The organism is Actinomadura nitritigenes (genome assembly GCF_017573545.1).
Taxonomy (GTDB): domain Bacteria; phylum Actinomycetota; class Actinomycetes; order Streptosporangiales; family Streptosporangiaceae; genus Spirillospora; species Spirillospora nitritigenes.
Map to the genome: position 1 here is coordinate 52,397 of NZ_JAGEOK010000031.1, position 26,192 is coordinate 78,588.

The following is a 26,192-nucleotide window of genomic DNA, read 5'->3' on the forward strand; positions in this document are numbered from 1 at the left end:
AGAGTGATACAGCCGACACCGGCAGGGAGGCCCCGGAGGAGCCGGTCCAGGCGCGGGAGATCACCGATCCGCCGCCCAACGAGCCGGGCGAGCCGATCGGCGGCGACGTGAAGCCGGGCAGCCAGGAGGGGCGGAACCAGTGACCACGCTCACCCCGATCCTCACGAAGAACTGGGACCAGGCCGACTCGTTCACCCTCGCGGGCTACGAGCGCGAGGGCGGCTACCGGGCGCTGCGCAAGGCGCTCGGGACGGCCCCGGACGACATCGTCCAGATGGTCAAGGACTCCGGCCTGCGCGGCCGCGGCGGCGCCGGGTTCCCCACCGGCATGAAGTGGGGGTTCCTGCCCGCCGAGAGCCCGAACCCGCGCTACCTCGTCGTCAACGCCGACGAGTCCGAGCCGGGGACCTGCAAGGACATCCCGCTGATGATGGCGAACCCGCACGTCCTCGTGGAGGGCGTCATCATCAGCTCATACGCCATCAAGTCGAGCCAGGCGTTCATCTACGTGCGCGGCGAGGTGCTGCACGTGATCCGCCGGCTGCAGCAGGCGGTCGCCGAGGCGCGCGAGGCCGGGTACATCGGCACGAACATCCTCGGCTCCGGCTACGACCTGGACGTGGTCGTGCACACCGGCGCCGGCGCCTACATCTGCGGCGAGGAGACGGCGCTGCTGGACTCCCTGGAGGGATTCCGCGGTCAGCCCAGGCTCAAGCCCCCCTTCCCGGCGGTCTCGGGCCTGTACGGCGGCCCCACCGTCATCAACAACGTCGAGTCGATCTCATCCGTTCCCTCGATCGTGGAGAACGGTGCCGACTGGTTCACCTCGATGGGCACCGAGAAGTCCGCGGGCTACGGGATCTTCTCGCTGTCCGGGCACGTCACCCGGCCCGGGCAGTACGAGGCGCCGCTCGGCATCACGCTGCGGGAGCTGCTCGACATGGCGGGCGGGATCCGCGCGGGGCACCGGCTGAAGTTCTGGACGCCCGGCGGGTCGTCCACGCCGATCTTCACCGAGGAGCACCTGGACGTGCCGCTGGACTTCGAGTCCGTCGGCGCCGCCGGGTCGATGCTCGGCACCCGCGCCCTGCAGATCTTCGACGAGACGACCTGCGTCGTCCGCGCCGTGCTGCGATGGTCGGAGTTCTACGCGCACGAGTCGTGCGGCAAGTGCACGCCGTGCCGCGAGGGCACCTACTGGTACAAGCTGATGCTCAAGCGGCTGGAGGCGGGCCAGGGCGAGGAAGAGGACCTCGAGACGCTCCTCGACCTGTCCGACAACATCCTCGGCCGCGCGTTCTGCGCCCTCGGCGACGGCGCGACGAGCCCGGTGGTCTCGTCGATCAAGCTGTTCCGGGACGAGTACCTCCAGCACTTCGAGCAGGGCGGCTGCCCGTTCGACCCGGCCAAGTCCACCCTCTGGGGAGGTGCGAAGTGACCGTCACCGACGACAAGTCGGCGGTGGAGAAGCCGGTCGAGATGGTCTCCTGCACCATCGACGGCTTCGAGATCGAGGTGCCGAAGGGCACGCTGATCATCCGGGCCGCCGAGCTGCTCGGCATCCAGATCCCGCGGTTCTGCGACCATCCGCTGCTGGACCCGGTCGGGGCCTGCCGGCAGTGCCTGGTGGAGATCCCCGACGCCGGCAACGGGCGCGGCATGCCGAAGCCGCAGGCGTCCTGCACCACCACGGTGATGCCCGGGATGGTCGTCAAGACCCAGCTCACCTCGCCGGTGGCCGACAAGGCGCAGCACGGCGTGATGGAGCTGCTGCTGATCAACCACCCGCTGGACTGCCCGATCTGCGACAAGGGCGGCGAGTGCCCGCTGCAGAACCAGGCGATGTCCAACGGGCGCGGCGAGTCCCGGTTCGTCGAGACCAAGCGGACGTTCCCCAAGCCGATCCCGCTGTCCAGCCAGGTGCTGCTGGACCGGGAGCGCTGCATCCAGTGCGCCCGCTGCACCCGGTTCTCCGACCAGATCGCCGGCGACGCGTTCATCGACCTGTTCGACCGCGGCGCGAAGGAGCAGGTCGGCGCGGCCGACGGCCAGCCGTTCCAGTCCTACTTCTCCGGCAACACGGTGCAGATCTGCCCGGTCGGGGCGCTGACCGGCGCCGCGTACCGGTTCCGGTCCCGGCCGTTCGACCTGGTGTCGCAGCCGAGCGTCTGCGAGCACTGCGCGTCCGGCTGCGCGCTGCGCACCGACCACCGGCGCGGGAAGATCACCCGCCGGCTGGCCGGGGACGACCCGCAGGTCAACGAGGAGTGGAACTGCGACAAGGGCCGCTGGGCGTTCACCTACGGGACGCGCCCCGAGCGGCTCACGCACCCGCTGATCCGGAACGCGGACGGCGAGCTGGAGGCGGCGTCGTGGCCGGAGGCGCTGACCGTCGCGGCCCGCGGGCTGTCGGCGGCGCGCGGCTCCGCGGGCGTCCTGACCGGCGGCCGGGTCACCCTTGAGGACGCCTACGCGTACGCCAAGTTCGCGCGGATCGCGCTCGGCACCAACGACGTGGACTTCCGCGCCCGGCCGCTGTCGGACGAGGAGACGCGGTTCCTCGCCTCCTCCGTCGCGGGCCGCCCGATCGAGGTGTCCTACGCCGACCTGGAGAAGGCGCCCGTGGTCGTCCTCGCCGGCTTCGAGCCGGAGGAGGAGTCCCCGATCGTGTTCCTGCGGCTCCGCAAGGCGTCCCGCAAGAACAAGCTGAAGGTGTTCGGGATCGCGCCGTTCGCGACGCGCGGCCTGCGGAAGGTCGGGGGGACGCTGCTGGCGACGGCGCCCGGCTCGGAGGCGGAGACGCTCGGCTCGCTGATCGGCGACCCGTCCCGCGCCGGCGTCCGCGCCCTGCTGGAGACGCCCGGCGCCGTCATCATGCTGGGCGAGCGGCTCGCCACCAGCCCCGGCGCGCTGACCTCGGCGGTCCGGCTGGCGCAGGTGACCGGGGCCCGGCTGGCGTGGGTGCCGCGCCGGGCCGGGGAGCGCGGCGCGATCGAGGCCGGGGCGCTGCCCGGGCTGCTGCCGATCGGCCGCCCCGTCGCCGACCCGGAGGCGCGCGCGGAGGTCGCCCGCGCCTGGGGCGTCGCGGACCTGCCCGCCGGGCCCGGCGAGGACACCGCCGGGATCGTCGCGGCGGCCGCGGCCGGACGGCTCGGCGCGCTGCTGGTCGGCGGCGTCGACCCCTACGACCTGCCCGACCCGGACGCGGCGCTGCGGGCGCTCGACGCCACCCCGTTCGTGGTGAGCCTGGAGCAGCGGCCGAGCGCGGTCACCGACCGCGCCGACGTGGTGCTGCCCGTCGCGGCCGTCGCCGAGAAGGCCGGCACGTTCGTCGACTGGGAGGGCCGCGGCCGCCCGTTCGACATCGTGCTGAAGTCCGCCGGGAAGATGTCGGACCTGCGGGTGCTGCAGTCGCTGGCCGACGAGATGGACGTCCACCTCGGGCTTCCCGGCCCGGAGGCGGCGCGGCGGGAGCTGGCGCAGCTCGGCGCCCACCGCGGCGAGCGGCCGGAGCCGCCGGACGTCGCGCCGGCGCTGCCGCCGCACCCCGAGCAGGGCGAGGCGCTGCTCGGGACCTGGCGGCTGCTGCTCGACCGGGGCCGGCTGCAGGACGGCGAGCCGTTCCTCGCGGGCACCGCGAAGGCGGCGGTGGCCCGGCTGTCGCCGGCGACCGCGGCGGAGATCGGCGCGACCGACGCCGTCACGGTGTCGGGGCCGCGCGGTGAGGTGACGCTCCCGCTGGAGATCACCGCCGACCTGCCCGACCGGGTGGTGTGGCTGCCGACGAACTCGGCGGGCTGCGCGCTCCACCGGGACCTGGGCGCGGCGGCGGGCGGCGTCGTCAGGATCGCGAGCGGCGTGCTCGCCCGCCCGACCGAGAACGCGGGAGGTACCCGATGAGTCCGCTTGCGGCGCCCGCCGCCGATCCCACGCTCGCCACGTTCGGCAAGGACCCGTGGTGGCTGATCGGCGGCAAGGTGCTGGTCATCTTCGTCTTCCTGGTGCTGACCGTCCTGCTGTCGATGTGGGTGGAGCGGCGGGTCATCGGGCGGATGCAGCTGCGCGTCGGCCCGAACCGCGCCGGGCCCCAGGGCCTGCTGCAGGGCCTCGCCGACGGCGTGAAGCTGGCGCTGAAGGAGGACATCGTCCCCCGCCAGGTCGACAAGGTCGTGTTCGTCCTCGCGCCGGTGATGTCGGCGGTGCCGGCGTTCATCTCGTTCGTCATCATCCCGTTCGGCCCGACGGTGTCGGTCTTCGGGCACCACACCGCGCTGCAGGGCACCGACCTGCCGGTCGCGGTGCTGCTGGTGCTGGCGATGTCGTCGATGGGCATCTACGGGATCGTGCTGGCGGGCTGGTCGTCGATGTCGCCGTACTCGCTGCTCGGCGGGCTCCGCTCGTCCGCGCAGATGATCTCCTACGAGATCGCGATGGGGCTGTCGTTCGTCGCGGTGTTCATGTTCGCCGGGTCGATGTCCACCTCGGAGATCGTCGCCAAGCAGGACCACATCTGGTTCGCGGTGCTGCTCGCGCCGTCGTTCGTGGTCTACGTGATCACGATGATGGGCGAGTCGAACCGCATCCCGTTCGACCTCCCCGAGGGCGAGGGCGAGCTGGTCGGCGGCTTCCACACCGAGTACTCGTCGCTGAAGTTCGCGATGTTCTTCCTCGCCGAGTACATCAACCTGGCGACGCTGTCGGCCCTCGCCACCACGCTGTTCCTCGGCGGGTGGCGGGCGCCCGCGCCGATCTCCACCGTCTGGTCGGGGGCCAACTCCGGCTGGTGGCCGGTGCTGTGGTTCCTGGTCAAGCTGTGGCTGTTCATCTTCTTCTTCATCTGGCTGCGCGGCTCGCTCCCGCGGGTGCGCTACGACCAGCTGATGAAGCTCGGCTGGAAGATCCTGATGCCGGTCTCGCTGGCCTGGATCCTGCTGGTGTCGACCATCAAGGCGTTCAAGAACGACGGCTACGACATCCAGCAGATCCTGTGGATCACCGCCGGGGTCATCGCCGTGGTGCTGGTGGTCACGGTGGTCTGGGAGATGGTCCGCGGCGGCGACGGCGGCGAGATCGTCCCCGGTGCGGAGCGGCCGGCGCCCGGCTCGCCGCAGGGCGACCCGTTCGCCGGCGGGTTCCCGGTGCCGCCGATGGACGCCCCCCACTACCACGGCCGGGCCCGCGACGAGCCGGCCCGCCCGGCCACGATCGAATCCGCCTCTGAGGAGGTCACCAGTGGGACTCACTGATTTCCTGAATCCGGTCAAGGGGTTCGGGGTCTCGTTCCACCAGATGTTCACGAAGAGCGAGACCGTTCAGTACCCCGAGGTGAAGAAGCCGACCGCCCCGCGCTTCCACGGGCGGCACCAGCTCAACCGGTGGCCGGACGGACTGGAGAAGTGCATCGGCTGCGAGCTGTGCGCCTGGGCGTGCCCCGCCGACGCCATCTTCGTCGAGGGCGCCGACAACACCGAGGACGAGCGGTACTCGCCCGGCGAGCGGTACGGCCGCACCTACCAGATCAACTATCTGCGGTGCATCCTCTGCGGCCTGTGCATCGAGGCGTGCCCGACGCGGGCGCTCACGATGACGAACGAGTACGAGCTCGCCGACGACAGCCGCGAGAGCCTGATCTACACCAAGGACATGCTGCTCGCCCCGCTGCGCGAGGGCATGGAGGCGCCGCCGCACGAGATGCGGCTCGGCGACACCGAGGAGGACTACTACCGCCTCGGCCTCCAGCCGGAGGACGCCGCGCCGACCGTTCCCGCCGAGGGCGGCGGACGGGCGAGCGCCGACAACGCGGTGAAGCGGGAGAAGGCGGCCAAGGGCGGTGAGGGCAAGTGAGCGCCGCGCTCTCCGCCGACCACCTGGCCGCCGCGCACGTGCTGGCCGGGCACGTCGCCGACAAGCAGTCGGGGGAGCCGTTCTTCTTCTGGCTGCTCGCCGTCGTGTCGGTCTGCGCCGCGCTCGGCATGATCCTGGTCCGCAAGGCGGTGCACTCGGCGCTGCTGCTGGCGACCGTGATGCTCTGCCTCGCCGCGATGTACGCGATCCAGAACGCGCCGTTCCTGGCGTTCGTCCAGGTGATCGTCTACACCGGCGCCGTGCTGATGCTGTTCCTGTTCGTGCTGATGCTCGTCGGCGTCACCTCCACCGACTCGCTGGTGGAGACGATCAAGGGCCAGCGGTTCTGGGCGATCATCGTCGCGATCGGGTTCATCGTGCTGCTCGGCACCGGGCTCGGCAACGCCGCGCTCGGCGACTCCGCCGGGCTGAAGGCCGCCAACGCCGACGGCAACGTCCTCGGCCTCGCGCGGCTCCTGTTCACCAAGTACGTGTTCGCGTTCGAGGCGACCAGCGCGCTGCTGATCACCGCCGCGCTGGGCGCGATGGTGCTGGCGCACCGCGAGCGGACCGAGCCGAAGCCGACGCAGAAGGACCTGTCGAAGCAGCGGTTCGCGTCCGGCGCGCACCCGGGCCCGCTGCCCGGCCCCGGCACCTACGCGCGGCACAACGCCGTCGACATGCCGGCGCTGCTCCCGGACGGGACGCCGTCGGAGCTGTCGATCAACCCCGTCATCGCGGCGCAGACCGACACCTCCGAACGGCACGCGGACCTGTACGGCGGAACCGAGCAGGGCGCGGTGGACGAGGACGTCGCCGCGGTCAAGGCGGCCACCGAAGAGGCGAAGGACGCGGACGCCGAGTCGCGCGTCGTCAGGGCCGGGACACCGGCCGCCGGCGGGTCCGGCGGCGGCTCGGCCAACGAGCGTGAAGGCGAGGCTGGTCAATGAGTCCGGGGCACTACCTGGCGCTCTCGGCGATCCTGTTCACCATCGGAGCCCTCGGCGTCCTCGTGCGCCGCAACGCGATCGTGGTGTTCATGTGCGTCGAGCTGATGCTGAACGCCACGAACCTCGCGTTCGTGACGTTCTCCCGCATGCACGGCACCCTCGACGGCCAGATCATCGCGTTCTTCGTGATGGTGGTGGCGGCGGCGGAGGTCGTGGTCGGCCTGGCGATCATCATGACCATCTTCCGGACCCGCAGGTCCTCGTCGGTGGACGACGCGAACCTGCTGAAGTACTGAGAGGTCGGGGATGAAAGCGGAAGGCATCCAGGCCGCGTCCTGGCTTCTCATCGCGCTGCCCCTCGCGGGCGCCGCGATCCTCCTGCTCGGAGGGCGGCGCACCGACAAGTGGGGGCACCTGCTCGGCGTGGCGACGCCGGTGGCGTCGTTCGCCATCGGCGTCGCGATGCTCGTCCAGATGCTCGGGTACGACGACGCCGCGCGGCGCCGCACCGTGCACCTGTGGGACTTCATCAGCGTCGGCGGATTCAAGATCGGCATGGACCTGCTGGTGGACCCGCTGTCCATCAGCTTCGTGCTGCTGATCACCGGGGTGGGCTCGCTCATCCACGTCTACTCCGTCGGCTACATGGCCGAGGACCCCGACCGGCGCCGGTTCTTCGCCTACCTGAACCTGTTCGTCGCGGCGATGCTGCTGCTGGTGCTCGGCGGCAACTTCCTCGTGCTGTTCCTCGGCTGGGAGGGCGTGGGCCTCGCCTCGTACCTGCTGATCGGGTTCTGGCAGCACAAGCCGACCGCGGCGACCGCGGCGAAGAAGGCGTTCGTCGTCAACCGCGTCGGCGACATGGGGCTGATCATCGCGATCGCGCTGATGTTCTCCACGTTCGGCACGGTCGACTTCGGGCCGATCCTCGGCGCGGGCGCCGAGCACGCCGGGCTCGCCACGAAGCTGAGCTCCGGCACCGCGACCGCGATCGGGCTGCTGCTCCTGCTCGGCGCGTGCGGCAAGTCGGCGCAGCTCCCGCTGCAGTCCTGGCTCCTCGACGCGATGGAGGGCCCGACCCCGGTGTCGGCGCTCATCCACGCGGCGACGATGGTGACCGCGGGCGTCTACCTGATCGTCCGGTCCGGGCCGATCTTCGAGATGTCCGACACCGCGCAGCTGGTGGTGACGATCGTCGGCGCGGCCACGCTGCTCGCCGGTGCGATCATCGGTTGCGGCAAGGACGACATCAAGAAGGCCCTCGCCGGGTCGACGATGTCGCAGATCGGCTACATGACGCTCGCCGCCGGCCTCGGCCGGCCCGGGTACGTGTTCGCCATCGCGCACCTCATCGCGCACGGCTTCTTCAAGGCGGGCCTGTTCCTCGGCGCCGGCTCGGTCATGCACGGCACCAACGACGACGTGAACATGCGCCACTACGGCGCGCTGCGCGGCGTCATGATGGCGACGTACGTGACGTTCGGGCTCGGGTTCCTCGCCATCATCGGGTTCCCGTTCCTGTCCGGCTGGTTCACCAAGGACGCCATCATCGAGGCCGCGTTCGACAAGGGCGGCACGTCCGGCGCGATCCTCGGCGTCTGCGCGGTGGTCGGCGCGGGCATCACCGCGTACTACATGTCGCGCGTGATGATCATGACCTTCTTCGGCGAGAAGCGCTGGGAGGAGGGCGTGCACCCGCACGAGTCGCCCAAGGTGATGACCATCCCGCTGATGCTCCTCGCGGTCGGCTCGGTCTTCGCCGGCGGATGGCTGGTCCTCGGCGGGTTCTCCGACTTCCTGGAGCCCGTCACCGGCAAGCCGGCGCACGCCGAATCGTTCAAGTGGGTCACGCTGCCGGGCATCGTGGTCCTCGTCCTGATGGTCGCCGGTTTCGCGATCGCGTGGATGCAGTACGGGCGCCGTCCCGTGCCGCGCGAGGCGCCCGCCGGCTCGTTCGTCACCGTCGCGGCCCGCAAGGACCTGTACGGCGATGCCATCAACGAGTCGCTGCTGATGCGGCCCGGCCAGTGGCTGACCCGGCTCGCGGTCTGGTTCGACGGGCGCGGCGTCGACGGCGCCGTCAACGGGCTCGCCGCCCTCATCGGCGGCACGTCCGGCCGGTTCCGGCGCATCCAGACCGGCTTCGCCCGTTCCTACGCACTCTCAATGTTCTTCGGCGCAGCCCTTGTGGTGGCCGCCCTCCTGGTGGTGAACGTGTCATGAGTGACTTTCCCTGGCTGAGCGTCCTCATCGCGCTGCCGCTGCTGGGCGCCGTCGCCGTCAGCGTGCTGCCGCGCGACAACGAGCCGCTCGTCAAGTGGTTCTCGTTCGGCGTCTCCGCCCTCGTCGGCGTCCTCGCCCTGGTCATGGCGTCCGGCTTCGACGCGGGCGGCGACCGGTTCCAGTTCACCGAGAAGTACTGGTGGATCAAGGAGTTCGGGATCCACTGGGCGCTCGGCGTCGACGGCGTCGCGCTGGTGCTGATCCTGCTGTCGGTCATCCTCGTGCCGCTGGTCATGCTGGCGTCCTGGACGGACGACGAGCGGTCCGGCGGGGTGGACGTCCCGGCGAAGCGGTCCGTGAAGACCTACTTCGCGCTGCTGCTGTCCCTCGAGGCCGCGATGATCGGCGTCTTCGCGGCGACCGACGTGTTCCTGTTCTACGTCTTCTTCGAGGCGATGCTCATCCCGGTGTACTTCATCATCGGGCACTACGGCGGCGGCGCCGCCCGCGAGCGCTCCTACGCCGCGGTGAAGTTCCTGCTGTACTCGCTGTTCGGCGGGCTGCTGATGCTCGTCTCCGTCATCTGGCTGTACCCGCTGTCGAACAAGCCGGTCAGCGAGGGCGGCGTCGGCCACGGCACCTTCATGTTCCAGGAGCTGACCCGGCTGCAGGTCGACCCGACCACCGCCAAGTGGCTGTTCCTCGGCTTCTTCGTCGCGTTCGCGATCAAGGCGCCGATGGTGCCGGTGCACACCTGGCTGCCGACCGCGGCGCAGCAGTCGCCGCCCGGCGCGCTCGTCCTGATCGTCGGCGTCCTCGACAAGGTCGGCACCTACGGGATGCTGCGGTTCTGCCTGGAGCTGTTCCCCGGCGCGTCCAAGTGGGCCACGCCCGCCGTGCTCGTGTTCGCGGTGATCAGCATCATCTACGGCGCGATCCTCGCGATCGGGCAGGTCGACCTGAAGCGGCTCATCGCCTACACGTCGGTGTCGCACTTCGGGTTCATCGTGCTCGGCATCTTCGCGATGACCTCGCAGGGCCAGTCCGGCGCCGCGCTGTACATGGTGAACCACGGCTTCTCCACCGGCGCGCTGTTCCTGCTCGTCGGCTTCATGATCGTCCGGCGCCGGTCGGCGAAGATCACCGACTTCGGCGGGGTGCAGAAGGCGGCACCGGTGCTCGCCGGGACGTTCCTCGTCGCCGGCCTGTCCGGGCTCTCGCTGCCCGGCCTGTCGCCGTTCGTGTCGGAGTTCCTGGTGCTGGTCGGCACGTTCAGCCGCTACAAGGTGGCCGCGTGCTTCGCCGTGACCGGCGTCGTCCTCGCCGCCATCTACGTCCTCTGGATGTACCAGCGGACGATGGGCGGCCCGAAGGCCCCGGCCGTCGAGGGCATGAAGGACCTCACGGCCCGCGAGAAGTGGGCCGTCGCCCCGATCATCGCGATCATCGTGGCGATGGGCTTCTTCCCGCAGCCGGTGCTGCATGTGATCAACCCGTCGGTGAAGGAGACGCTCGCCCGTGTCGACCGGCACGACCCGGCGCCGACGCTCACCGGTAACGTCGCCGAGAACGGAGCCCGTCCATGAGCCCTGCCAGTCACGTGAGCGCGGTGCTCCCCAGCGGGGTGCTCGCCCAGGGGGGTGACATCCCGGCGCCGCACATCGAGTACGGGCAGATCGGTCCGCTGCTGCTCGTCCTCTTCGTCGCCGTCGTGGGCGTCCTCGTGGAGGCGTTCGTCGGCCGCACCTGGCGGTACGCGGCGCAGGTGCCGGTGGCGTTCCTCGGCCTCGCCGGCGCGTTCGTGTGGACGGTCCTGCTCGGCTGGCGCGACGACCCGCACCACGTCGCCGCGCAGGGCGCCCTCGGCGTGGACGGCCCCACCCTGTTCATCCAGGGCACCATCCTCATCCTCGCCCTGGTCAGCCTGCTGCTCATCGCCGAGCGCGGGAACGGCCGCGGCGGCGCCGTCGGCGGCCACTTCGCCGCGCAGGCGTCCGCGCTGCCGGGCAGCGAGGCGGAGCAGCGCAGCACCGCCGCCGGGATCACCCAGACCGAGGTGTTCCCGCTGATGCTGTTCGCGGTCGGCGGCATGATGATGTTCCCCGCCGCCAACGACCTGCTCACCATGTTCGTGGCGCTGGAGGTCATGTCGCTGCCGCTGTACCTGCTGTGCGGCCTCGCCCGCCGGCGGCGGCTGCTCTCCCAGGAGGCGGCCGTCAAGTACTTCCTGCTCGGCGCGTTCTCCTCGGCGTTCTTCCTGTACGGGACGGCGCTGCTGTACGGCTACACCGGCTCGGTCCGGCTGTCGGACATCTCCGCGCAGATCAGCAAGGACGCCGGCAGCGAGACCCTGCTGCTGGCGGGCGTCGCGCTGCTGTCGGTCGGGCTGCTGTTCAAGCTCGGCGGCGTCCCGTTCCACATGTGGAAGCCGGACGTCTACCAGGGCGCCCCGACCCCGATCACCGCGCTGATGGCGTCGTGCACGGTCGTCGCCGCGTTCGGCGGGATCCTCCGCGTGTACTACGTCGGGTTCGAGACCATGAAGTGGGACTGGCGGCCCTACATGTGGGGCGTGGCGATTCTCACGATGGTGGTCGGCGCGATCATCGCGATCACGCAGTCCGACATCAAGCGGATGCTGGCGTACTCGTCCATCGCGCACGCGGGCTTCCTGCTCATGGGCGTCGTCGCCACCTCGCGCGACGGCCTGTCCAGCACGATGTTCTACCTCGTCGCCTACGGCTTCACCTCCATCGGCGCCTTCGCGGTCGTCACGATGGTGCGCGACGCCGGCGGCGAGGCCGGGCACCTGTCGCGCTGGGCGGGGCTCGGCAAGCGCTCCCCGGTCGTCGCCGGGGTGTTCGCCTTCTTCCTGCTCGCCTTCGCCGGCATCCCGCTGACCAGCGGGTTCACCGGCAAGTTCGCGGTGTTCAAGGCCGCCGTCGAGGGCGGCGCGACCCCGCTGGTCGTGGTCGGCGTCATCTCCTCCGCGGTGGCCGCCTTCTTCTACGTGAAGGTGATCGTCGTGATGTTCTTCAGCGAGCCGGAGGCGGACGGCCCCGTCGTCGTCGCCGGGCCGGCGACCGCGGCTGCGGTGGCGCTCGGCGCGACGGCTACTGTGGTACTCGGCGTGATCCCGCAGCCCGTTCTGGACCTCGCGGGCCACGCAACGACCCACATGTTCGTCCGGTAGGGAGTCTTGGGTGAGCGACCCAATCGCTGAGAAGTCCGGCGGGCCGGCTCGACAGGAGTCCGGCCCGTTCGGGCTTCCCGTCGACTCGGCCCTCGCGGCCGATGCCAGGGAGCGCCTGGCCGCAGTCGAGGAACTGCTGCTGGAATCCGTGCGGGGCGAGGACCCGCTGCTCACCCAGGCCTCCAAGCACCTCGTCGAGGCGGGAGGCAAGCGGTTCCGGCCGATGCTGGTGCTGCTCGCCTCCCACTTCGGCGACCCCGCCGCGCCCGGTGTGGTGCCCGCCGCCGTCGTCGTGGAGCTGACCCATCTCGGCACCCTCTACCACGACGACGTGATGGACGAGGCGACCGTCCGGCGCGGCCAGGCGTCCGCGAACTCCCGCTGGACGAACACCGTCGCGATCCTCACCGGCGACTACCTGTTCGCCCGCGCGTCGGACCTGCTCGCCGACCTCGGCCCGGAGGCCGTCCGGATCCAGGCCCGCGCGTTCGCCCGGCTGGTGCGCGGCCAGATCCAGGAGACCGTCGGGCCCGCGGAGGACGCCGACCCCCTCAAGCACTACCTGCAGGTCGTCGCCGACAAGACCGCCTCCCTCATCGTGGTGTCCGGCCAGTTCGGCGCGCTGCTGTCGGGAGCCCCCGCCCGCGTCGTCGACACCATCACCTCCGCCTGCGAGAAGATCGGCATCGCGTTCCAGCTGTCGGACGACATCCTCGACATCGAGTCCGAGACCGAGGAGTCCGGCAAGACCCCCGGCACCGACCTCCGCGAAGGCATCCGCACCCTCCCGATGCACCACGTCCTCGCCGGCGTCGGCTCCGGCCCCGACGACGCCCGGCTGCGCGAGCTGCTCGTCCAGGACCTGTCCGGCGACGAGCTGCACGCCGAGGCCCTCGCCCTCCTGCGCGCCCACCCCGCCATGGACCTCGCCCGCGCCGACCTGCGCCAGTACGCGGAGGACGCCCGCGCGGAGCTCCTCACCCTCCCCGCCATCCCCGCCCGCGACGCGTTCACCGGTCTCTGCGACTACGTGGTCTCCCGCACCGGCTGACGGCTAGGACCGCCGGCCCGGCACGCCCTCGGGGCGGGCCGGGACCGGCGCCGGGGCCGGCCGGTCGTCCCGTTCCTTCCGGCGGCCGAGCACCGCGGCGGCGGCCAGGGCGAGGCCGCCCAGCGCCCCGCCGAGCCACAGGGCACCCGGCTCCCCGGCGGTGTCGGCCACGCGCCCGCCCGCCAGCGCCCCGAGCGAGATGGCGATGTTGAACGCGGCGACGAACAGCGCCGACGCCGGCTCGGCGGCGTGCGGCGGCGCGGCCCGCAGCAGCCAGGTCTGCAGGGTGACGGACACGCCGCCGTAGGCGGCGCCCCACAGCACCAGCAGCACGACCGCCGGGAGCGGGGCCCGTCCGGCGACGGGGAACAGCAGCACGGCCGGCGCGAGCACGGCGGCGATGGCGAGGAGGGTGCGGCGCGGGCCGCGCGCGGCGGCCGTCCCCGCGGCGAAGTTCCCGGCGACGCCCGCGACGCCGTACACCAGCAGGAGGGTGCTGACCAGGTCCGGGTCCACGCCGGACACCCGCTCCAGCACCGGACGCACGTAGGTGTACGCCGCGAAATGGCCGGTGACCAGCAGCAACGTCACCACGAGCCCGGCTCGCGCGCGAGGCGCGCGCAGCACCCGCGGCACGTTCCGCAGGCCCGCCGGGCCGGTTCCGGGCAGCGCCGGCAGCAGCACGGCGAGCGCCGCGCAGGCAGCGAGGGAGAGCACGCCTGCAACGGCGAACGCGGCCCGCCAGCCCGCGAGGTCGCCGACCAGCGTGCCGGCGGGGACCCCCACCACCGACGCCACCGAGATCCCGCCGAAGACCACCGAGGTCGCGGCCCCGGCGGAGCGTTCCGGCACCAGCCGCGCCGCCAGCCCGCCCGCGATCGCCCACACCCCGCCGATCGCGACGCCGACCAGGACCCGCGACGCCAGCAGCGCCGGCAGCCCGGGCGCGGCGGCCGAACCGAGGTCGGCCACCGCCAGCAGGCCCGCCAGCGCGGCCAGCACGGCGCGGCGGTCCAGCCGGGCGGTGGCCGCGGACAGCGCGGGCGCGCAGAGCGCGGCGACCAGGCCGGGCACGGTCATCGCCAGCCCGGCCGTGCCCGCGGACGCACCGAGATCCGGGCCGATCGAGGTGAGCAGCCCCACCGGCAGCATCTCGCTGGTGACGACGAGGAACGTCGCCGCGGCGACCGCGAGCACCGCCGGCCAGCCGCCCCGCGGCGGGGAGTCGGGAGGAACCGTCATGCCGTCGACCCTGGTCCGGCGGAGCACCGGGAACAACGGCGAAGATCGCATCCTTCTATGAGCGAGGCTCATCGATCAGCGGCGGAGGGGCGACGTGCCGGAACTGGAGGCCCGGGAGCTGGAGTGCTTCCTCGTCCTCGGCGAGGAACTGCACTTCGGCCGGACGGCGGAACGCCTCTACCTCTCGCAGAGCCGCGTCAGCCAGCTGCTGCGCTCCCTGGAGTCGCGGATCGGGGCCCGGCTCGTGGAGCGCACCAGCCGCCGCGTCCGGCTGACCCCGCTCGGCGCGAGCCTCCGGGACGAGCTGGCGCCCGCCTACACGGCCCTCCTCGACGCCGTCGAAGCGGCCCGCGCCCGGGCCCGCGGCGTCGACGGCGTACTGCGGATCGGCTTCGTCGGGTCGCTGGACGAGGAGCTGGCCGGCCTCGTCCGCGCGTTCGAGCGCGACCATCCCGGCTGCGAGGTGCGGACCGTCGAGGTACCGCTCGCCGACCCGTTCGGGCAGGTGCGGTCCGGGGACGTGGACGCCGCGATCGTGCTGGCACCCGTGCTCGAGCCCGGCCTCGTCAGCGGCCCCGCCTTCTCCGAGGCGCCGCTGAGCCTCGCCGTCCCGGCCCGCCATCCGCTCGCGGACCGCCCGTCGGTCCCCGCCGAGGACCTGGCCGGGCACCCGCTGATCCGGATCGCCGGACCGGCCCCGCGGTACTGGCGCGAGGCGCAGTCCCCGGCGACGACGCCCGGCGGCCGCGCGATCCCGTCCGGGCCGGCCGCCGGCACGATCCAGGAGGCACTGGCGCTGGTCGCCGCGGGACGCGGCGCGATGCCGCTGTGCGTCCCTACCGCCCGCCGCCACGCGCGCGGCGACGTCGTCTTCGTCACGCTCACCGGCCTGCCCGACTCGGCGCTCACCCTCGTCCGGCACCGCGACCGCGCCACCGCGCGCGTCCGCGCCTTCGCCCAGGCGGTCGCCGAGGGCGTCCGGGGCCGCGCGCCCCGCGACTCCGGCGCTAGACCCCCTGCGACTCCAGCGCGGGAAGGCCCCGGTACTTCATCGCGTGCAGGACCAGGTCGATGAGCACCTGCTTGCAGGAGTCGAGACGGCGGGCGTCGCAGAGCATGACCGGGACCTTCGGGCCCAGGTTCAGCGCCAGCTTGATCTCCGCGAGGTCGTACTGCCGGGCGCCCTCGAAGCAGTTGACCGCGACGACGAACGGGGTGCCGCGGCGCTCGAAGTAGTCGACGGACGGGAAGCAGTCCGACAGCCGGCGGGTGTCGGCGAGGACGACGGCGCCGAGCGCGCCGAGCGACACCTCGTCCCACATGAACCAGAACCGCTCCTGCCCTGGGGTGCCGAACAGGTACAGGACGTAGTCGTCGCGGAAGGTGAGGCGGCCGAAGTCCATCGCGACCGTGGTGGTCTTCTTGCGCTCCACCCCGGAGACGTCGTCGATGCCGACGCTCTCGTCGGTGAGGATCTCCTCGGTGCGCAGCGGCCGCGTCTCGGAGACCGTGCCGACCATCGTCGTCTTGCCGACCCCGAAACCGCCCGCGATCACGATTTTGACCGCGGTGGGCATCCGGCGGGCGCGCGCGTCCTGCCGCCCGCCCCCGGTGTCAGAGAGCCCGGAGACCATCGATCACCGCCTTGTAGAGCCTGATGTCGTGCATGTCCGCCTCCGGTTCGGGCTCCTGCATCGTGACGAGCCCCTTGCCGAGCAGGTCGCCGAGCAGCACCCGCACGGTCGCCACCGGAAGGTCGAGGTGGCCCGTCAGCTCGGCGACCGACATCACCTGCTGGCAGAGCCGGATGATCGCCAGGTGCTCGGGGCCGAGGCCGATCGGGCCCTCCGGCTCCGGCCCGGCCGCCACCACCAGGGTGATGAGGTCGAACTTGCCGTGCACGGGCTCGATGCGGCCGCTCGTCATCACGTACGGGCGCACCATCGGGCCGGCGCTCTCGTCGTAGATCCGCTCAAGGCCGGGGGCGTGCAGCGGGGGTTCCTGCGGCCAGGGCTCCTGTCCCGGCTCCTCCGGCGGCATCATGCGGGCCGGCCCTCCTCCGCCGCCTCCGATCGCGACGGCGACGTGAGATGGTGGCCCATGCTCGTGACGAGCATCGCCATCTCGTAGGCGATGAGGCCCACGTCGGCCTCCTCATCGGCCAGCACCGCCAGGCAGGCGCCCTTGCCGGCGACCGACACCAGCAGGAACGCCGACTGCATCTCGACGATCGTCTGCCGGACGGGGCCGCCGCCGAACCGGGTGCCCGCGCCCTTGGCGAGGCTCTGGATCCCCGCCGCCACGGCGGACAGGTGCTCGCCGTCGTCCTGGCTCGTGCCCGCCGAGGAGGCCATCAGGAGGCCGTCGGCCGACAGCACCACCGCGTTGCGCGCGTGGGGCAACCGGTGGACCAGGTCGTCCAGCAAAAAACCCAGATCGGATGAAGAACCGGTCTTCTGCGTCACTGACCTTCCTCGCCTTCCGCTGCTTGATTGCCGAGGGCCTCGGCCGCGGCCGACCGCCCCTGCCGGGTGCCGCGCTGGTAGGAGCCCATCATCCGTTTGATCTCCTCGGGCGAGCGGCCCGGGTCGTCCGGCTCGTCGCGCTCGTCGGCGACCTGAGGCTCGTCCGTGCGCAGCGGTTCGGCGAGGTTCGCCTGCGGCACGCGGACCGGCAGGCCGGACGGTGTGGTGGAGATCTCGGGCACGGGCGGCAGGTCCTCCGGCTGGGTCGGTTCGGGATGCCCGCCGCCGGCACCGGTGGGGCCGGATGAGAGGGACGGGGCGCCGTCGTGGGAGCTCGCCTCGCCCGCGGGGGGCTCGTCCTGCCGTCGGGGCAGGCCGTGTTCTGGGGAGTCGCCGCCGGGGGCGCCCCCGGACGGCGGGACCGGCGCGCCTGCCGGGTCCGATGCGTCGACCGGCGCGGGCGCGGGCCGGGGCACGGTGCCCAGCGCTCGGCGCTGTGGCCGCCCGGGGCGCGCAATGCGGATGACGGAGGCCCGGGATTCCTCCTGCAGGGTCATCACCAGGGGCACCGTCGGCCGGCTGGGCTTCTCGTCCAGGGGGCTCGTCCGCGGGAGCCCGAACCGTCGCGCAGCGTCACCCGCGCGGCGACCGTCCGGAGCGCGGCCGGTGACGACAGCGGAGCTGTGATCTCCGTCCGCGGACGTGAATTGCGGAAGCGCATTGACGACCTGTCCCAACGGCATATGAGCGAGACCCGCAATCCCGAGGAGATGGAAGGGCCCGGCGGGTTCGTGTCCGAGCGTGCGAAGCGGCGTGGGGTGAGTACCGTCGCACACCGCAGCACCTTAGCAACGGGAGATTGCGGGAAGGCGTCAATATCCACTATTCGAGGAGCGCAGTCGGACAGATCACTGTGGCAAAATTCACCGGCTCCTTGCGCGTGCGGACTTGCGTTTCCCGCCGCCGCCCTATCGTGCCAGGTGAAGCGCGCTCAGGACGGTCGCCTCGACGATCGCGCCGGGCAGGTAGAGGTCCTTGTCGTGCCACAGCGCCGGGCCGTCCGTCCAGTCGGGGACGCCGAGCAGCCAGTCCCTTCCGCGGGCGACCGCGGCGCGGGCGTGGTGGGAGAGCGGGCTCCGTTCCGGGGCCGAGAGAAGGACGAGCATCGCGTGCGCCGTCTCCTCCGCGGTGCCGTTCCACCATCCCCACGAACCGTCGGCGCGCTGGCTGCCGATGACCCATTGCTCGGCGCGGCGGACGTTGCCGGAGGCGGCGATGCCACCGAAGTGCCGCAGTGCGAGAGCGGCGCAGGCCGTCGCGTAGTAGGGGGAGACATGCCATCTGTCGGTCCAGCTTCCGTCCGGGTGCTGCCGGCCCTGCAGCCAGCGCGCGGCCTTCACCATGGACGGCGCGTAGCGGGCCCGGGCGCCCGGGCGGTGTTTCAGGAATTCGCCAAAAGCGTCGAGCACGTGGGCATTGGTGGTGACGGAAGCTCCCTGTTCGCCTTCCCACGTGCAGAAACGGTCGTTCAATTCGTACTGCAGGAGGCTTTCGGGTTCGTACGGCGAGCCGAGGAGCGCGAGCGCGTACAGGGTCACGGAGGTCGTGTCGGCGTCCGCGGGAAGCCCTTCACCGGCGGGAGTGCCGGACGTCCCTATCGCGGCGCCCAGCGACGCGGTCAGCTCCGGTGGCACGGACACGGGGACGCCGGCGCGCAGGAGCCCGCTCAGGACCCAGGCTCGTTCGAACACGGTGATGGGAACGCCGCAGGGCACCGGCCCCCGGTGCTGCGCGACGGCGGCCTCCAGGAACCGGCGCGCCGGGTCCGCCGGTGGCGGCGGGGCGCCGCCGCCCAGCCAGGCGGCGGTGGCGGCCGGAGACGCGCCGATGCCGCCGGTTCGCGGCCCGGGCCGGGCGGAGGCCGTCCGGTGCGCGGCGGCTCCCGCGATCTCCAGGGCGTGGACGAGCTTGGCGGGCACCGGGCGTCCGGCTCTCAGCAGCGACCGGATCGGCCCGAGCCCGGCGTCCCAGCCCTCGGGGACGCGCAACCGGGTGCGGGAATGCCGCAGTCCGAGCTCCGGGTGCGGGAGGTTCCCGGATGCCGCCAGGCGGTCGTTGATCCGCTCGGCCAGGTGCGCCGAGATGAGCTCCACCGCGGGCATGTCGGGGACGGCCCGCGTGCTGAGGCCGTCCAGCAGGGCGGTCAGCGCGTCGAGCCCGCGGGCGGCACTGCGCGCCAGCGCGGCACCGTCCGCCCGGGCGCCGTCCGTCCGGGCGGAGTCATCGCTCATGGCGGTCAGGACGGCGTCCGTCGCGCTCAGCGTGGGGACGAGCGCGTAGGCGCCGGACGCTCCCCAGCCGCCGTCCGGGCGCTGCGCCGCGAGGAGGTAGCCGAGCCGTTCGCCGTGCCCGGTCAGCCACGGCGCGAGGGCGACCAGCCGGCCGGTCTCGTACACCGACGGCGACACCCGCCCCCAGGGGGCGTTCAGCAGGCCGGCGACCACGCTGTGCGCGCGCTCCGCCAGGTCGGCGACGGGGATGCCCGGTGCCGAGCACGGGCCCGCCGGATTCTCGTCTTGAACGCTCACAGGTCGCCCCAGTGGTCGGTACGTCCGTAGAAGCCGGTGCTGAAGCCGATCTGGCGTTTCAGGCAGGTGGTCTCCCGCGGGCGGTCCGCGCGGAGCGGGGCGAGTAGTCCGGCGAGAGTGGAGTCGCCGTCGTCCTCGTCGGCGGTGTTCTCGTCGGAGGCAGGCGTGACGCCGCCGCCCGATCGCAGCGCGCCCGTCGCGATCTCGGGAATTCCCATGGACGCCTACTCGGCGCCGGCGCGGCCCAGCTCGCGGCCCATCTCCTCGATGGCGCCGAGCGGGTCGCGGAGGAGTCCCGGCAGGCTTCGGTGAAAGGGAACGGTTCTCGCTTCTCTGGCAGAGCCGACGCCGACGGGCATGCTCGACGGTCCCCTCGTGAGGCTTGGGCGCGTATCGATCAGCTGGTGGGTCCGGAGCTCGGGCCCGTTCGGGCCGAGAGTCTGTTTTGCGTGCCTATGAGTTTCATGTGCACAGTGCACGGTTCTGCTGAAGTATCACATGATCATTTGACACAAACAAGGTAGGAGAAGGGAGGAAATCTAACCATTTGACGGTGATGTGGGTCACTTTGCAAGCGAAGCGCAAGTACGGTCAGGGAGCCCCTGACAAATGCCCGGGACGCGGGGAACGACCTTCTGATCGCTTAAGGGCGCGGAGGTGGAATGCGGGCCTTCTGCGGCTACCGGCCGTCGCGGTCGCCCGGAAGCAGCGTCGGCCAGGCGAGCCGCCCCGCCACGCGCACCTTCCCGGACGCCGAATGGGACCCGCAGCGCACCCGCACCTTGTAGGTCCCCGGCCTGGCGTCGGCCTTGAGCACCGCGGTCCCGTCCTGACCGTCCAGCCGGGCCCGCCCGTCGAACACGTCCGACGACGCCCAGTGCCGCCCCGGTCCGCACCTGGGGACCGACAGGGCGACCTTCTCCCCGGCGCGGGTCACGCCGGGCCGTACCGTGAGTCCGTCCTGCTCGGACGTCGTCGCCTCGCCTGTCGCCGGTACCAGCAGACCCGCCGTGACAAGTGCGGTTCCCAGCACAGTGACGCTCAGCAAACGCAACAGGACTCCTCGGAGGCGGCGTGTGACGTCCGGCACTTTACTGGCTCGGCCGAGCGCCTTCAATGCGTCGTTTCCGGCACGGCATCCGGTTCCGCCCGCCGCGCCCGCCGCCCACCAAGCACCCGTCCCAGGTCAGCCAGGTCGGCCGCCCATAGCTGGCCGTCCACGCCGCCGCCACCAGCGACCACCTGATCCGCTGCGCGAGGACCCAGGACCCTGCCAGCTCCAGCGGCGGCCAGTACAGCGGAAACAGCTCTGCGGACCGACCTCCAGCCCAAGGCCGCCGAAGCCTCCTGTGACGCCTACCAGCCCGTCCTCACCACCGCCGACCACGGCCTCCTCACTACTCGGGCATCCCTCGTCGGCGTAGCCTCTGCGGATGGGGTCCACAGCCCTGCCGAGCACTGACAATGAGCAGGCGGACGGTTGGTACGCCTACCCACTGGTCGGCGTCCGCCGGGCGGAGATCCGCCTGGCGCGTGATCTCGAGGGTGACGAAGTCTCCGTCGAAGTCGTCGACATCGCCGATGACCGGACGCGGGAATCCATCGAGTTCCTGCTGTCCGTGTTCGCTCGGTACGAAGTCGATGCGGATGGCTAAGGAGGCTGGAATGCTCCGAGCCTGCCGTCGGCCAGGGCTCCCATGCTGTGCGGGGGAGACTCCGCGCTAGGTGGGGTGGGCGCGTTCGAGGACGAGGAGAGCGGCGTCGTCGGCGAGGTGGTCGTTGGTGTTCGCGACGAGGTCGCGGTGGATGTGGCCGAGCAGGGTGTCGGGGTCGGTGGCGGGGAAGGTCGTGACGCGTTTGGCGAGCGGGTAGAAGTCTCCGGCTGGTGAGCGCGCTTCGATGACGCCGTCGGTGTAGAGGACGAGCATGTCGCCGGGCGTGAAGGCGAAGCGGTCGATGGTGACCGGGGCGGGGTTGGGCACGCCGAGCGGCGGTGCGGGGGCGTCCGGCTGCAGGGTCGTGACCCGGTGGTCGTGCAGGAGCAGCGGAGGTGGATGGCCGCAGCTGATCATCTCGACCTCCGGGTGGTCGTCGGCGATGTCGAGGACGAGCGCGGTGATGAAGTGCTCGCCGAGGTCGTGCTCGGTGTCGGCGACCTCTTCGAGGTCACGGTCGACGCTGTCCTGGAGGGCGGCCGTGAGCTCGGGCAGGGCGTAGCGGCGTGCGCCCTCCCGGAAGGCGCCGAGGACCACCGACGCTTCGGCGATGGCGTTCAGACCCTTGCCCCGGACGTCGCCGATCAGCACGCGGCTGGCGGATCCGGCCGCCCGTGTGATCGCGAACAGGTCGCCGCCGATCTGGCTTTCGTCCTCGGCCGTCAGGTACATCCAGGCCACGCGCAGTGGTCCGATCCGCTGGGGCAGCGGTCGCAGGAGGGCGCGCTGCGCCGTCGCTGCCACCGACCGTGCCCGGCCGAGCGCCCGCTCGCGGCGCTCCCGGACCAGGCGCAGGAAGACGATCAGCAGGGAGAGCAGGGTCAGCGCGGTGATCTGCGCCATGTGGTTGGTCGTGCGCAGCCCACCGTGCAAGATCGCGATGATCACCTGGTCCGTCACCGCCAGTGCGGCGACGACGGCGGTCACCCGGGCCGTCGCCGTGGAGGCGACGAGCGCGGGCGCGATGACCAGGAAGGGGCCGAGATGGACGGTGGTCCCGAGGACGAGGTCCGTCACGGTGATCGCCAGCATGAACGCGAGTGCGATCGCCACGGTCGTGTACGTCAGCAGCGGCCGCTGGACGCGGCCCGACCACGGGTGTCGCCCCTCCATGGCCTTCCCATGCCCTTGGCCCAGTGGTCCATGTTCCTGACCAGGCCGTGGCTGTGGGGCGCGTGGTTACCTTCGGCCGCCGAAGGTCCAGGCGTGGACTTCGATGTCGGCGTAGAGGTCCGGGGTCAGGACGGTGCGGGCCGTCTCAGGATCCGGTGCCTGGAGAAGCGCCGCCGTTCCCAGCCAGGTGCCGCCGTCGTCGGACAGCAGGGGGCCGTAGGCGATCAGCGCGTGCCGGTCGGGCGGAAGGTCGCGGTCGGCGGTGTGGCCCGCGCCGAGGCCGAGCACCAGGTAATGGCCGCCCTCGGTCCGGTCGCCGGTGAACTCCCACATCGTGCGTCCGAGCGTGTTGTGCCAGCGGCGCAGCATCACGTCGCGGTAGGCGCCGGCCTGGTAGCCGGGCTCGTCGAAGGCGAACGCGCGGGCCGTGGCGGAGTCGGGCAGGTCGACGATGTGCACGCTGCCGGTGAGCGTTTCGCCGTCGTCGGCGAAGGTAGGACCGCGGGCGATCATCTCGGCCGCGTACCGGTCCATGTAGGACCAGTGCTCTTCCACGAGTTCGTGGCGCAGCTGCATAGAGCCGCGCCTATCGCGGTGGTAACAGAAGAACTCCATGCCGGACAGTCTTCACCACACTGGCAGGGCATGCGCCGTCACCTGCGGCCCCGGTCCGGTCAGCCGGGGTTGTGCGCGGGGGTCGTGATGCCTTCCCGTACGAGGCGGAGGAGGCGGTCGGTTCGCGCCGGGCCGGATCCTGCGGCGGCTATGCCGCCGGCCAGCGCCAGGAGGTCCGGACCGTCGAGGTCGGGACGGACGGTACCGGCCTCCTGCGCCCTCGCCAGTAGCGGTGCGACGGTCTCGTGCATGGCGGAGTGCCATTCGTCGAAGAGGGGAGAGCGTCCGTCCTCCGGAATGGCACGGGCCAGGTCACCCTTGTCGGCGACGTGGGCGATGAACGCCTTCAGCCACGTGAAGAGGGCGTCGGCGGGCGGGTCGTGTCGCAGCAGGTCCTCGCCCTTCGCGGTGAGGTCGGTGACCTCGTCCGCGTAAACGGCGACGAGCAGGTCGCGGCGCGTGGGGAAATGCCGGTACAGGGTGGCGTTGCCCACGCCCGCGTGACGGGCGATGTCGTCGAGGGGCGCCCCCGGCCCGCGCTCGGCGAAGAGCTTCTTGGCCGTCGTGAGGATGAGGGCGCGGTTGCGTTGCGCGTCCGCCCTGGGCATGGCCCTCCTCACCGTGATCTCCCTGGTCAGTGTACGGCGCCGGGCCGGACGCGAGGGTGCGTGAACGTTGCGGCGGGCGGGCCGGGAGGATGGGACCGGAGCGCATCCCACGACGGAAGGACGGAGCGGTGCAGCAGATCCGACGGGCGCGGCTGGAAGACCACGAGACGGTCGTGCGGGTGATGCCGGACTGGTGGGCCGATTCGCGCACGCCGGAGCAGGCGCGCCAGTTGACGCTGCTGCTGCCCCGGCTGTTCTTCGAGCACTTCTCGGGGACCAGCCTCATCATGGACGGGGATGATGGCATGCATGGCTTCCTCGTGGGATTCCATTCTGCGGACCATCCCGATGAGGCGTACATCCATTTCGTCGGAGTCGACCCGAAGCGCCGTAAGGACGGCGTGGCACGAGCCCTGTACGAAAGGTTCTTCGAGGAGGCCGCAGCAGCCGGCCGTACGAAGGTCAAGGCCATCACGTCGCCCGCCAATACCGGCTCCATCGCTTTCCACCGGGCCATGGGCTTCGACGTCCATGTGCCGCAGCCCGGATACGACGGCCCAGGGCAGGACCGTGTGCGCTTCGAGAAGACGCTCTAGGCGGCGGCGCGGCTGCGGAGGTACGTGAGGACGGCGAGGACGCGGCGGTTCTTGTCGTCCGTCAACGGCAGGTCCAGCTTGGTGAGGATGTTGCCGACGTGCTTGCCCACCGTCACCTCGGCGACGGTGAGGATCTGCGCGATGGCCGTGTTGGAGTGCCCTTCCGCTATGAGGGCGAGCACCTCGCGCTCGCGCGCGGACAGCCGCGACAACGGGTCCTGGCTGCGGCGCAGGAGTTGCCGGACGACCGTCGGGTCGACGACCGTACCGCCGTCCACGACCCGGCGCAGCGCGGCGACGAACTCCTCCACGTCGACGACCCGGTCCTTGAGCAGGTAGCCGACGCTCGTACCGTCGTTGGAGTCGAGCAGGTCGGCGGAGTAGCTCAGCTCCACGTACTGGCTGAGCGCGACGACGGCCAGGCCGGGATGCGCCTTGCGCAGGTCCACGGCCGCGCGGAGCCCTTCGTCGCTGAAACCCGGCGGCATGCGGATGTCCGTGACCACCAGGTCGGGGGCGTGCTCCGCCACTGCGGCCTTGAGGGCTTCGGCGTCCTCCACTGCGGCGACCACGTCGAAGCCGAACTTGCCGAGCAACCCGACGAGTCCTTCCCGCAGGAGCACGCCGTCTTCGGCGAGGACTACTCGGACGGTCGGCTGCACGGGAACTCCACGCGTAGGACGGTCGGCCCACCGGCCGGACTGGACAGGAGCATTCTTCCGCCGATCACTGCTACGCGGTCGGCAAGACCGGTGAGACCGCTCCCTAGGGACGGGTTCGCGCCGCCCTTGCCGTCGTCCTCGACTTCCATGGCCAGGGTGTCGCCGCGAAGGTGCACGCTCATCCGTCCCCTACGGGCGTCGCTGTGCTTGGCGATGTTGGACAGGGCCTCGGCGGCGACGAAGTAGGCGGTGCCCTCTTCGTGCGGGGGCAGCCTTTCGGGCAGGTCCGTTTCGACCGTCACGGGTATGGGGGAGCGGTCGGCGAGTTCGCGCAGCGCCGCGGGCAGCCCTCGGTCGGTCAGCACGCGCGGATGGATGCCGCGGATGAGTTCGCGCAGCTCCTCCATGAGGAGTTTGGCCTGCTCATGAGCCTCCATCACGCTGCGACCGGCGTCGGAGTCGGCGGGCAGTTCCACGCGGGCCATGCCGAGCTTGAGCGTGAGACCGATCAGGCGCTGCTGCGCACCGTCGTGCAGGTCGCGCTCGATGCGCCGCCGCTCGGCTTCGAACGCGTCCACCAGCCTGGCCCTGGACCGGGACACCTCGACGAGTTCGGCGCGGAGCCGCTCACCGGAACCCCGTCCGAGAAGGCTTCTGGCCATCGCTCCGTGCGCGCCCGCGAGGACCGCCGCGAAGTACGGGAGGGTGGGCAGCAGGGCGAGCCCGGCCACGGCGTACGGCACGGCGTCCACCGGGGTCGCCACCTTGGCCAGGCCCAGGGACACCGGCTCGCCTGCGCCCTGAGCGAGAAGCGGGCTGAAGAGAAGCCCGGCGACGGCGAACACGTACGTCAGCAACGCCCCGTACAGGACGGGCACCACGGTCACCAGGAGGGACGCGTAGGCCATCTCGCGCCAGATGGCCGCCTCCCCGTAGCGGACGAGCGACCACGTGCGCGGCTCGGAGCCGTTCACGCGCGAGTGGCCCGAGACGATCGGACGGACGTCCACCAAGCGGAGCCGGCGGCGTTCCACCTCCGCGACCGGGAGGGCCACCAGCGGGCCCAGCCCCGCGACGAACAGGACGCCCAGCGCCACGAGCAGCAGGCGCGCGCCGACCCCGTGGCGGGACGACAGGGCGGCGGCCCACGGCAGGACCAGCAGCCCGAACGGGACGGCGGCGGCGAGCATCGGAACCGGCGTCGACAGCAGGTAACCCGCGCACCGCCAGGGCCAGCCGGAGATCAGGTACCGCCGCCCGGTCGCGGCCTCCAGGGCGGTGCGAGGCGCGCTGACGGTCATGAAACCAAAGCTAGTCAAGCTTTCGC

26 protein-coding genes are annotated in these 26,192 nt (G+C 71.7%); 13 read left to right on the forward strand and 13 right to left on the reverse strand.

Annotated elements, in window-relative coordinates:
• Positions 1-139: 139 nt before the first annotated feature.
• From nuoF to J4557_RS37350, 10 genes are read left to right on the forward strand one after another with little or no spacing between them, the layout of a single operon-like run.
• Positions 140-1,438, forward strand: a complete 1,299-nt coding sequence (nuoF, locus tag J4557_RS37305) for an NADH-quinone oxidoreductase subunit NuoF (protein ID WP_208271516.1) — start codon at positions 140-142, stop codon at positions 1,436-1,438.
• The gene (locus tag J4557_RS37310; protein WP_208271517.1) at positions 1,435-3,900 is read left to right on the forward strand and encodes an NADH-quinone oxidoreductase subunit G; all 2,466 of its coding nucleotides are present in this window, start codon (positions 1,435-1,437) and stop codon (positions 3,898-3,900) included. The genes nuoF and J4557_RS37310 overlap by 4 nt, the downstream gene beginning before the upstream one ends.
• Entirely contained in the window at positions 3,897-5,246 is a 1,350-nt protein-coding gene (nuoH, locus tag J4557_RS37315; protein WP_208271518.1) for an NADH-quinone oxidoreductase subunit NuoH, read from the forward strand. The genes J4557_RS37310 and nuoH overlap by 4 nt, the downstream gene beginning before the upstream one ends.
• The gene (nuoI, locus tag J4557_RS37320; RefSeq protein ID WP_208271519.1) at positions 5,233-5,844 is read left to right on the forward strand and encodes an NADH-quinone oxidoreductase subunit NuoI; all 612 of its coding nucleotides are present in this window, start codon (positions 5,233-5,235) and stop codon (positions 5,842-5,844) included. Before nuoH ends, nuoI begins: the two co-directional genes overlap by 14 nt.
• Complete coding sequence (locus tag J4557_RS37325) at positions 5,841-6,794, forward strand: NADH-quinone oxidoreductase subunit J (RefSeq protein ID WP_372442572.1); 954 nt, start codon at positions 5,841-5,843, stop codon at positions 6,792-6,794. Before nuoI ends, J4557_RS37325 begins: the two co-directional genes overlap by 4 nt.
• Complete coding sequence (gene nuoK, locus J4557_RS37330; protein WP_151543260.1) at positions 6,791-7,090, forward strand: NADH-quinone oxidoreductase subunit NuoK; 300 nt, start codon at positions 6,791-6,793, stop codon at positions 7,088-7,090. The genes J4557_RS37325 and nuoK overlap by 4 nt, the downstream gene beginning before the upstream one ends.
• 10 nt (positions 7,091-7,100) lie before the next feature.
• Positions 7,101-9,017 (forward strand): NADH-quinone oxidoreductase subunit L, encoded by a 1,917-nt coding sequence (gene nuoL / locus J4557_RS37335; protein ID WP_208271520.1) that lies wholly within the window; start codon positions 7,101-7,103, stop codon positions 9,015-9,017.
• Complete coding sequence (locus J4557_RS37340) at positions 9,014-10,603, forward strand: NADH-quinone oxidoreductase subunit M (protein WP_208271521.1); 1,590 nt, start codon at positions 9,014-9,016, stop codon at positions 10,601-10,603. The genes nuoL and J4557_RS37340 overlap by 4 nt, the downstream gene beginning before the upstream one ends.
• Entirely contained in the window at positions 10,600-12,210 is a 1,611-nt protein-coding gene (gene nuoN / locus J4557_RS37345) for an NADH-quinone oxidoreductase subunit NuoN (protein ID WP_208271522.1), read from the forward strand. Before J4557_RS37340 ends, nuoN begins: the two co-directional genes overlap by 4 nt.
• Positions 12,211-12,220: 10 nt before the next feature.
• Positions 12,221-13,261 carry a polyprenyl synthetase family protein gene (locus J4557_RS37350; RefSeq protein ID WP_372442573.1) on the forward strand — a complete coding sequence of 347 codons (1,041 nt, stop codon included), beginning with the start codon at positions 12,221-12,223 and terminating at the stop codon, positions 13,259-13,261.
• A gap of 3 nt (positions 13,262-13,264) precedes the next feature.
• Here J4557_RS37350 and J4557_RS37355 read toward each other — a convergent pair whose 3' ends face one another.
• Positions 13,265-14,503: an MFS transporter gene (locus tag J4557_RS37355; RefSeq protein WP_208271523.1), complete on the reverse strand. Its 1,239-nt coding sequence runs from the start codon at positions 14,501-14,503 to the stop codon at positions 13,265-13,267.
• Positions 14,504-14,597: 94 nt separating this feature from the next.
• On the opposite strand from J4557_RS37355, the gene J4557_RS37360 reads away from it, so the two are divergent.
• On the forward strand, positions 14,598-15,578 hold the full coding sequence (locus tag J4557_RS37360; protein WP_307800423.1) for a LysR family transcriptional regulator: 981 nt from the start codon (positions 14,598-14,600) through the stop codon (positions 15,576-15,578).
• Here the strand turns inward: J4557_RS37360 and J4557_RS37365 are convergent.
• From J4557_RS37365 to J4557_RS37395, 7 genes are all read right to left on the reverse strand, one after another.
• Positions 15,511-16,137: a GTP-binding protein gene (locus tag J4557_RS37365; RefSeq protein WP_208271524.1), complete on the reverse strand. Its 627-nt coding sequence runs from the start codon at positions 16,135-16,137 to the stop codon at positions 15,511-15,513. The two genes, J4557_RS37360 and J4557_RS37365, sit on opposite strands and share 68 nt — an antisense overlap.
• Complete coding sequence (locus J4557_RS37370) at positions 16,118-16,546, reverse strand: DUF742 domain-containing protein (RefSeq protein WP_208271525.1); 429 nt, start codon at positions 16,544-16,546, stop codon at positions 16,118-16,120. The genes J4557_RS37365 and J4557_RS37370 overlap by 20 nt, the downstream gene beginning before the upstream one ends.
• A complete protein-coding gene (locus J4557_RS37375; RefSeq protein ID WP_208271526.1) occupies positions 16,543-16,968 on the reverse strand; it encodes a roadblock/LC7 domain-containing protein in 426 nt (141 codons plus the stop codon). Before J4557_RS37375 ends, J4557_RS37370 begins: the two co-directional genes overlap by 4 nt.
• On the reverse strand, positions 16,965-17,210 hold the full coding sequence (locus tag J4557_RS37380) for a hypothetical protein (RefSeq protein WP_208271527.1): 246 nt from the start codon (positions 17,208-17,210) through the stop codon (positions 16,965-16,967). Before J4557_RS37380 ends, J4557_RS37375 begins: the two co-directional genes overlap by 4 nt.
• 726 nt (positions 17,211-17,936) lie before the next feature.
• Positions 17,937-19,556: a prenyltransferase/squalene oxidase repeat-containing protein gene (locus tag J4557_RS37385; RefSeq protein ID WP_208271528.1), complete on the reverse strand. Its 1,620-nt coding sequence runs from the start codon at positions 19,554-19,556 to the stop codon at positions 17,937-17,939.
• On the reverse strand, positions 19,553-19,774 hold the full coding sequence (locus J4557_RS37390) for a hypothetical protein (protein WP_208271529.1): 222 nt from the start codon (positions 19,772-19,774) through the stop codon (positions 19,553-19,555). Before J4557_RS37390 ends, J4557_RS37385 begins: the two co-directional genes overlap by 4 nt.
• Before the next feature lie 461 nt (positions 19,775-20,235).
• A complete protein-coding gene (locus J4557_RS37395; RefSeq protein ID WP_208271530.1) occupies positions 20,236-20,610 on the reverse strand; it encodes a hypothetical protein in 375 nt (124 codons plus the stop codon).
• Between the two features lie 379 nt (positions 20,611-20,989).
• Between J4557_RS37395 and J4557_RS37400 the strand changes: the two genes are divergently transcribed.
• Positions 20,990-21,211, forward strand: a complete 222-nt coding sequence (locus tag J4557_RS37400) for a hypothetical protein (RefSeq protein WP_208271531.1) — start codon at positions 20,990-20,992, stop codon at positions 21,209-21,211.
• 66 nt (positions 21,212-21,277) lie between these two features.
• Here the strand turns inward: J4557_RS37400 and J4557_RS37405 are convergent, their stop codons facing one another.
• From J4557_RS37405 to J4557_RS37415, 3 genes are all read right to left on the reverse strand, one after another.
• Positions 21,278-22,384 (reverse strand): PP2C family protein-serine/threonine phosphatase, encoded by a 1,107-nt coding sequence (locus J4557_RS37405; protein ID WP_208271532.1) that lies wholly within the window; start codon positions 22,382-22,384, stop codon positions 21,278-21,280.
• 66 nt (positions 22,385-22,450) lie between these two features.
• Positions 22,451-22,999, reverse strand: coding sequence for a YciI family protein (locus J4557_RS37410; protein ID WP_208271533.1), 549 nt, complete (start codon positions 22,997-22,999; stop codon positions 22,451-22,453).
• Between the two features lie 59 nt (positions 23,000-23,058).
• Positions 23,059-23,607: a TetR/AcrR family transcriptional regulator gene (locus J4557_RS37415; RefSeq protein WP_208271534.1), complete on the reverse strand. Its 549-nt coding sequence runs from the start codon at positions 23,605-23,607 to the stop codon at positions 23,059-23,061.
• A gap of 128 nt (positions 23,608-23,735) precedes the next feature.
• On the opposite strand from J4557_RS37415, the gene J4557_RS37420 reads away from it, so the two are divergent.
• Complete coding sequence (locus J4557_RS37420; protein WP_307800424.1) at positions 23,736-24,203, forward strand: GNAT family N-acetyltransferase; 468 nt, start codon at positions 23,736-23,738, stop codon at positions 24,201-24,203.
• Here J4557_RS37420 and J4557_RS37425 read toward each other — a convergent pair.
• Together J4557_RS37425 and J4557_RS37430 are read right to left on the reverse strand one after the other, a co-directional pair.
• A complete protein-coding gene (locus J4557_RS37425; RefSeq protein ID WP_208271536.1) occupies positions 24,200-24,865 on the reverse strand; it encodes a LuxR C-terminal-related transcriptional regulator in 666 nt (221 codons plus the stop codon). The genes J4557_RS37420 and J4557_RS37425 overlap by 4 nt on opposite strands.
• Complete coding sequence (locus J4557_RS37430; RefSeq protein ID WP_208271537.1) at positions 24,844-26,166, reverse strand: sensor histidine kinase; 1,323 nt, start codon at positions 26,164-26,166, stop codon at positions 24,844-24,846. Before J4557_RS37430 ends, J4557_RS37425 begins: the two co-directional genes overlap by 22 nt.
• Positions 26,167-26,192 lie beyond the last annotated feature (26 nt).

Bases quoted from the DNA above. Each gene is read 5' to 3' on its own strand.
- nuoN (WP_208271522.1), top strand. From the start codon at position 10,600: ATGAGCCCTGCCAGTCACGTGAGCGCGGTGCTCCCCAGCGGGGTGCTC.
- J4557_RS37355 (WP_208271523.1), bottom strand. From the start codon at position 14,503: ATGACGGTTCCTCCCGACTCCCCGCCGCGGGGCGGCTGGCCGGCGGTG.
- J4557_RS37415 (WP_208271534.1), bottom strand. From the start codon at position 23,607: ATGCCCAGGGCGGACGCGCAACGCAACCGCGCCCTCATCCTCACGACG.
- J4557_RS37340 (WP_208271521.1), top strand. From the start codon at position 9,014: ATGAGTGACTTTCCCTGGCTGAGCGTCCTCATCGCGCTGCCGCTGCTG.
- J4557_RS37365 (WP_208271524.1), bottom strand. From the start codon at position 16,137: ATGGTCTCCGGGCTCTCTGACACCGGGGGCGGGCGGCAGGACGCGCGC.
- J4557_RS37390 (WP_208271529.1), bottom strand. From the start codon at position 19,774: ATGGGAATTCCCGAGATCGCGACGGGCGCGCTGCGATCGGGCGGCGGC.
- J4557_RS37370 (WP_208271525.1), bottom strand. From the start codon at position 16,546: ATGATGCCGCCGGAGGAGCCGGGACAGGAGCCCTGGCCGCAGGAACCC.
- J4557_RS37430 (WP_208271537.1), bottom strand. From the start codon at position 26,166: ATGACCGTCAGCGCGCCTCGCACCGCCCTGGAGGCCGCGACCGGGCGG.
- J4557_RS37410 (WP_208271533.1), bottom strand. From the start codon at position 22,999: ATGGAGTTCTTCTGTTACCACCGCGATAGGCGCGGCTCTATGCAGCTG.
- J4557_RS37400 (WP_208271531.1), top strand. From the start codon at position 20,990: ATGGGGTCCACAGCCCTGCCGAGCACTGACAATGAGCAGGCGGACGGT.
- nuoH (WP_208271518.1), top strand. From the start codon at position 3,897: ATGAGTCCGCTTGCGGCGCCCGCCGCCGATCCCACGCTCGCCACGTTC.
- nuoL (WP_208271520.1), top strand. From the start codon at position 7,101: ATGAAAGCGGAAGGCATCCAGGCCGCGTCCTGGCTTCTCATCGCGCTG.
- J4557_RS37405 (WP_208271532.1), bottom strand. From the start codon at position 22,384: ATGGAGGGGCGACACCCGTGGTCGGGCCGCGTCCAGCGGCCGCTGCTG.
- nuoK (WP_151543260.1), top strand. From the start codon at position 6,791: ATGAGTCCGGGGCACTACCTGGCGCTCTCGGCGATCCTGTTCACCATC.